The sequence below is a fragment of the Stenotrophomonas sp. AS012628 genome, assembly GCF_010608305.1.
GTDB lineage: Bacteria > Pseudomonadota > Gammaproteobacteria > Xanthomonadales > Xanthomonadaceae > Stenotrophomonas > Stenotrophomonas geniculata.
This window is the reverse complement of record NZ_VMBJ01000107.1, coordinates 1-417: the sequence shown is the minus strand read 5'-3', so window position 1 is coordinate 417 and position 417 is coordinate 1. Positions and strand designations below refer to the sequence as shown.

At 63.5% G+C, this 417-nt stretch carries 1 protein-coding gene; it reads left to right on the top strand.

Annotation, left to right across the window (positions count from 1 at the left end):
* Positions 1 to 100: 100 nt before the first annotated feature.
* Positions 101 to 417 (top strand): IS3 family transposase (locus G5A07_RS21170; RefSeq protein ID WP_262405908.1); only part of this gene is annotated, 317 nt, incomplete at its 3' end.

The window sequence follows — 417 nt, the reverse complement described above, 5'->3', positions numbered from 1 at the left end:
TAAAAAAATCCATCGCCTTCTTCATTCGGGACAGCGATCACCGGAACAGGTGATCCAGGAATTGGGGAAGGTCGCTCCGATCCGGTTGGTGTGTCAGTTGATGGACTATCCCCGTAGCAGCTACTACGCCTGGCTGCACCGGGAGCCCCGGATTGACCGGGAACTGCTGGCCCAGGTTGATCTGGTTCGTCGCATTCATCAGTCCCACCGGGGGAGCTGTGGCTCTCGCAAGATGGCCAGGGAGCTGACCAATCGCGGCCTGCCAGTGGGTCGCTACCGCGCCCGGACGCTGATGCGCCGGGCCGGCGTCAGGGCGCGGCAGCACCGGCGGCACAAGTACCACAGTCTGGGGCCGCAGGCACTGACCGCGCCCAACGTGTTGGAACGCCAATTCAACCCGGAGGCACCCGACCAAGT